Raw genomic sequence first — 259 nt, 5'->3', positions numbered from 1 at the left:
CATCAGTTCGAGTTCGCTGCGCCGCGGCTCTTCCGCGACGGCCTGTTGCGCTTCGAGCAGCCGCGTCATGCCCGCCAGGTTCGGCGACTTTTGCATCTGCGAACGTGCGAGCGCGTGCGCCGCATCTGGCCCGCGCAGCGATGCGACGTGCTGGTACGCGACGTCGAGCAGATCATTGCTCGGATAGCGGTCGACCCACGTGGTGAGCAGATCGGCGCCTTCCTGCGCGCGGCCGAGCGCTTCGTACGCCTTCATCAGC

General features: G+C 67.2%; 1 protein-coding gene. It reads right to left on the bottom strand.

The genetic code is table 11. The features are described from left to right. Nucleotides 1-259, bottom strand: a 259-nt coding sequence (locus R0J87_RS21925) for a hypothetical protein (protein WP_498888951.1), incomplete at both ends; no start/stop codon positions are given.

The sequence above is a fragment of the Halomonas sp. SIMBA_159 genome, from assembly GCF_046536035.1.
Lineage (GTDB): Bacteria > Pseudomonadota > Gammaproteobacteria > Pseudomonadales > Halomonadaceae > Vreelandella > Vreelandella venusta_A.
The sequence above is the reverse complement of the archived record's forward strand: the minus strand, read 5'-3'. Positions and strand labels throughout refer to the sequence as shown.